Consider the following 5,426-nt stretch of genomic DNA (forward strand, 5'->3'; position numbering starts at 1 on the left):
GCTTCCATTTGCAGAACATCATACTTGTTATTTTAATTTATGGAAATAGTATAAGTGCAAAATCTCCTATATTAACCCATTCTTCTTCAAACCCTTTCATAAGGAAGTAAAAATTAAAAGCTTGAAGGATAAAGAAAGAGTATCCATAAAGAATCCACATCCAAAAATAAGACCACTGGAGCTTTTGTTCGGCTGAAATGGCCTTTTGAAATGTTTCTTTCAGAAGAAATGTTTCTTGTTTTTTTGTTGCAAACAATCGCACAGAAAGAATGTTGGACAGAACATCTACAACTTTTCCTGTAATGAAAGAAAAGTAATTTGAAAAATCATCAGAAAGACGGATAAAATGCTTGGAGAAAAAGAGAGCTCCTCCCATAAAAATTCCAAACCATATTAACATAAAAAAACCAAATTTAATATTAACAGATCCTAATGTAAAAATAGCAATTAAGACAGCTAAGAACATTCCTAGAAATCGATCTGTTATGCTTTGTAAGAGTTCTGGAATATCGTCGATAAGATTGGTAAATTTATTGGCAAGACTTCCTGCATAATTATTTTGATAGTAGGTATGACTTTTCTCAAGAAGGAGTTCTAAAGTTGTATTGGCTATTCTTGCTCTAAGATTTGGGATCATTTTAATTTCAACAAAGTAACCATAAAGACGAAATGACGTGGTCATTACAAGATATACGTCTAAATAAAGCAGAACAAGGAGACTGAGAGAATCAAAAATGTTTTGATTTTTATTTTCTGCCAATCGATTAAGAATTTCCTTTAAAATGTAAGGTCTTAAAGAAAGATCAATAGCCCAGATAAAAGACGTCAATATCATTATAAAAAGTGAAATAGGAAATGGTCTTATAACCATAAAGATATATAAAAATACCTGTTTAAATTTTATAGATGAAGCCACCTTAATCTCCCCATGATTTTCCACCCCACGACATTCCCCCATCAATCGTAAAAGAGGCGCCTTGAACGTATTTTGAGGCTTTATTTGAGGCAAGATAAAGAATAAGACCATCAAGGGTATCAGGTTCTGGAATGTCTCCATAAGGAATGTGAGGAATAACTTTATGCGCATTTTGTTCAAGCATCGGGGTTTTTATCCATCCCGGAGAAATACAGTTAATGCGTATTTTAAAGGGTGCCAACTCTCCAACAAGGGTTTTCGTTAAATGAATAACGCCGGCTTTGGAAAGGGAGTATGCAGCGCCTGAAAGAGCAGGAATTTGATCCCCATTAACGCTTCCAATGTTAATAATTGACCCATGAATAGCGTGATTTTTCATATGATTTGCAACAGCTTTAGTTCTCCTGAGATAATTTTTAATTATGATCCTGAATTCTATACGGAAATTTAAATGCTATCGGGATTAAAAAGAGATAAAGAGTTACACTTAGGAAAGGGCATCAAATATTCTGTATGAGATCGTTCCAGGGTTTTCCTAAATAGCGCTCACTCAAATGATTTAGATAATAATGTGCATTCGGAGGCTCTCCTGTTGCAGAAATAAATAAGTCTTCAAGCGTTAAGAGGGAACCTTTACAATAAACGTTTTCGCAGAGCCATTCTCGTAAAGGCTTAAAATTTCCTTTGGCAAGTTCAGCACGAAGTTCTGGTCGAGCACGACAGGCAGCCGCAAAAAGTTGCGCGGCTCCCGCATCACCACCAGGTGCTGTATAGGCAGGAAAGTAGCCAATAGCGCCAGAAGGCCAGTGCACATCTTGCATGCATCCTTGAGCGTGATTGGGAGGTGTGATTCCAAGGAATGTTTGCATTCCTTCATTCCAGGCTTTTGGCAGATCATCAATATGCAATGTTTCTTCGATAAGAGCTTTTTCAAGTTTTTGGCGAAGAATGACATGAGCCGGATACGTCAATTCATCAGCCTCAATGCGAATAAAGCTGGGTTCTACGCGGTTTATAAGAAGCTCAAGATTCTGGGCACAAAAAGCAGGATCTTCAGGGCGCTTAAAGATGTTTCGGGCTTCTTTCTCTAAAAATTGAAAAAATTCAGGCGTATGACATGCCTGAATTTCGATAATGCGTGATTCAGTTTCATGAAGTGCCATCCCAAGATGATTTCCTGCAGGTTGATATCTCCATCCTTTAGGCCTGTTTTGTTCGTAAAGGGCGTGTCCCCCTTCATGAAGAGCCGCATACACAGTTTGAAGGAAATCATTTTCATGGTATTGGGCTGTGATACGCATATCATCAGCTGTGCCATTACAAGAAGGGTGGTGCTTACATAAATCAAATCGACCGCGCTCAAAATCAAAGCCAATTGCTTTTAAGAGTTGGAGACAAAGTTCTTTTACCTGATCGAATGGAAAAGGGCCTTCAAGAGGAAGCGGAGAGGGCTTTTGGAGTTGTTTTTTCTGAGCTTCTCGAATTAAAAAAGGAAGCGCCTTCTCAAGTTTTGCAAATTCACGCGTGACAGTTTCTTCTTTTAATCCAGGGTTAAAGGTGTCTAAAAGGGCCTCATAAGGAGAATTGAACATCCCTGGCGTGTGATTCATTTTTGCCTTAGCAACTTCGCGTAATGTGTTAAAGGCATGTTCGTACCAATCCCTCATCTTTGGCCAGGCGCCTGAAGATTTATGGTGTGTATGTTTTTCACTGCCTTCACTTGCAAGCCTAGCAAGTTCGCGGGCTAATGCAGGAGAGAGCAAAGTTGCTTCTGTCCATTCTCGTTTCATTAAAAAAAGGTTCCGTTGATCCTCGGAAGAAAGAGAAGAAGCTTCAGATTCAGCTTCAGTTAACCATTTCAAGACATCGGGATCGGTAAGGAGGCGATGACGGATCGTTGCTAATGTTTGAAGTTGTAAAGAACGGTCTTCTGCGCTTCCAGAGGCCATGGCCGTTTCTGCATCTTTGCTTAAGATGCCTGAAGCGCCTTCTAAATGGCTGAGTTCAGCAAAGCGTTTTTTAAGATTTTCGTATGCATTTTTGGAAGAATTGTTTGTGTTTGAAGGGTCAGTTTTTTGTGCCATTGTATAATATGTCCTCTTTATCCTTTAACGAAGTAATGTAGTTAGATGCGCTTTTTGTGTCAATGGGCAAGAAACCGAGCCATCACTTCTATAAAAAAGGAAGAAAGAGTCAAATTTTGACGTAAAAAAAGGTTTAAAGAAAAAAGACGCTTGTTTCCATGAAATGGAAATAATCCTTAAATCAGATTGCCGCATGAATTTAAGGAATTTCCCTCTTTTTAAGGGGGAACAGATGTTAATTGGGGTACTTTTTGAAACTAGAAAATAAATACTATTCACTTTTTGAAGAGTTTGATAGAATTTCTTAATATTTTAGCGAGTTCGTAACATGAGTGATATTATTTTTTTAAATGGATGCGGAAGTTCTGGAAAAACATCCATTGCTCGGAGTATACAACACTTAAGCAAAAAGCCTTGGATTCATCTCGGAATAGATATGCTTGTTGAGATGATGCCAAGGGCCTATATTCCAGGTGGTATAAAGGAAAAAGAAGGATATTTTTCATTTGTCCCTGGTGCCAATGAACGTGGACCTACAATGGTTATTCAAAATGGTCCTTTAGGAGATCAAATTTTTGGAACGCTTCCAGCTATTGCTAAAGTTTTAGCGGATGCAGGAAATGATGTCATTATGGATGAAGTCCTTCTTGAGGGCGACATTCTAAAATCTTATGTCGAAATGCTAAAGGAGCATACAGTTTACTTCATTGGGATTTTTTGTGATTTTAAGGCGATGTCTGAACGCGAGGTTTTAAGAAGAGATCGTGCTTTAGGGCTTTCGAATGATCAAATGGATCGTGTTCATGGATTTTCCCAAGCCTATGATCTTAAAATTAATACAACAACACTCTCTCCTTTTGATTGTGCAAAAGAGATTTTAAAATTTCAAGAAAAGACTTCTAACCCTCAAGGGTTCAAGAAGCTTGAAAAATTCTTTTACCCATGAATATCATCTCTAAATCCCTTTTTACCATTATTTTTTTTGTAGACTGAATATGACTCATAAAGCTTCACGAATTATGCTCTTTGGAAGGCCTGGCAGCGGGAAATCAACTTTTGCTTTCAAGCTTCATAAAATGACAAAAATTCCACTTCATCATTTAGATAAGCATTTTTATGAAGCAAACTGGATTGAACGAAATTATGAAGAATTTTTGGCTCTTCAAAAAAAAATTGTAGACCAAGAGTCCTGGATTATTGATGGAAATAGCTTGAAATCACTGGAAATGCGGTATTCACGTGCGCAAATGACGATCTACTTTAATTTTCCCTTAAGACAATGTTATTGGCGTGTTTTTAAACGGCTTTTTGATAAAAATCCCCAGATTGACGATCGGGCAGAAGGATGCCGAGAAACGATCAAAATACGTCTTCTTCAGTATGGGTGGCATTTTCCAAAACGTATCGCGCCTTCTCTTGAGGTATTACGTAAAACGTATCCTCGGGTTACCTTCATTGAAGTAAAATCTCAAAAGGATTTAAAGATGCTTGAAAAGGAATTTTTAAAATGAAGCCGTCCATTGAAAATCATATCTTAAAGACAATTTTAAACCTTTCACCTTTTGATTTTCTTGAGCAAAAACATATTCATGAGACTATCGCTTGGATTGAAAGTGGCGCGCCTCTTTTTAGGATAAAAAAACCAGATGTTCCTGAAAGGCATCTTGTTTCATATTTTGTATTATTTGATGAAAAAACCTCAAAAATTCTTCTTGTGGATCACAAAAAAGCTCAATTATGGCTTCCGACCGGGGGACATGTTGAATTGGATGAAGATCCTAAAGAAACTGTAAGACGTGAATGCTTCGAAGAACTTATGATTGAAGCTCAGTTTTGGAAGGAAGATCCTCTTTTTTTGACATCAACGCAAACTGTAGGTCTTACCGCAGGACATACAGATGTAAGTTTATGGTACGTTTTAAAAGGTGATTCTCAACAGGAATACGTTTTTGATAGGGATGAATTTTATGAGATTCGGTGGTTTGATTTGAAAGATATCCCTAAAGCCTCCGATCCTCATATGGAAAGATTTATTAAAAAATTAGAAAGTTTTGTAAGTTAAGAGAAAATGTCTTTAAGTATATAGAAAGCCTCAAGAGACATAATTATCACTAAGAAATTGGAGAAAGTCATGAATAAAGTTATTGTGCTCGTCGGCGCAACAAGCATGATTGGGCAAGCATGTGCCCGTATTTTGGCAGAAAAAGAAACGCTGATTCTATTGGCTAGAAACACTGAAAAGCTTGAAGATTTAAAAAAAAGAGGGAACTCAGTTGAAGCTTATCCTGTTGATATAACTTCTCAACAGAAAATAGAATCAATTCTCGATAAAGTTTTAAAAACTCATGGCCGTATTGATGCTATGGTGTATAAGTATACGTCCCAATAAGTGGTGTAAAATTGAAAGACCTCTTGAGCGGAGCCTG

Annotated in this window: 7 protein-coding genes; 4 read left to right on the forward strand and 3 right to left on the reverse strand. The window is 37.3% G+C overall.

The features are described 5' to 3' along the window. Positions 1–37: 37 nt before the first annotated feature. The 3 genes from JSS34_08295 to JSS34_08305 form a co-directional block, all read right to left on the reverse strand. Positions 38–916 (reverse strand): ABC transporter ATP-binding protein, encoded by an 879-nt coding sequence (locus JSS34_08295; protein MBS0186302.1) that lies wholly within the window; start codon positions 914–916, stop codon positions 38–40. A gap of 1 nt (position 917) precedes the next feature. Further along, positions 918–1,355 (reverse strand): SDR family oxidoreductase, encoded by a 438-nt coding sequence (locus tag JSS34_08300; GenBank protein MBS0186303.1) that lies wholly within the window; start codon positions 1,353–1,355, stop codon positions 918–920. Between the two features lie 61 nt (positions 1,356–1,416). Further along, a complete protein-coding gene (locus JSS34_08305) occupies positions 1,417–3,000 on the reverse strand; it encodes a carboxypeptidase M32 (protein MBS0186304.1) in 1,584 nt (527 codons plus the stop codon). 328 nt (positions 3,001–3,328) lie between these two features. Here JSS34_08305 and JSS34_08310 point away from each other — a divergent pair, with 328 nt between their 5' ends. From JSS34_08310 to JSS34_08325, 4 genes are all read left to right on the forward strand, one after another. Next, on the forward strand, positions 3,329–3,946 hold the full coding sequence (locus JSS34_08310) for a hypothetical protein (protein ID MBS0186305.1): 618 nt from the start codon (positions 3,329–3,331) through the stop codon (positions 3,944–3,946). Positions 3,947–4,019: 73 nt separating this feature from the next. Continuing rightward, positions 4,020–4,511, forward strand: a complete 492-nt coding sequence (locus JSS34_08315; protein ID MBS0186306.1) for a DNA topology modulation protein — start codon at positions 4,020–4,022, stop codon at positions 4,509–4,511. Next, a complete protein-coding gene (locus tag JSS34_08320; GenBank protein MBS0186307.1) occupies positions 4,508–5,062 on the forward strand; it encodes an NUDIX hydrolase in 555 nt (184 codons plus the stop codon). Before JSS34_08315 ends, JSS34_08320 begins: the two co-directional genes overlap by 4 nt. Positions 5,063–5,131: 69 nt before the next feature. After that, positions 5,132–5,389, forward strand: a complete 258-nt coding sequence (locus tag JSS34_08325) for an SDR family NAD(P)-dependent oxidoreductase (GenBank protein MBS0186308.1) — start codon at positions 5,132–5,134, stop codon at positions 5,387–5,389. Positions 5,390–5,426 lie beyond the last annotated feature (37 nt).

This window comes from Pseudomonadota bacterium, from assembly GCA_018242545.1.
Classification (GTDB): domain Bacteria; phylum Pseudomonadota; class Alphaproteobacteria; order 16-39-46; family 16-39-46; genus 16-39-46.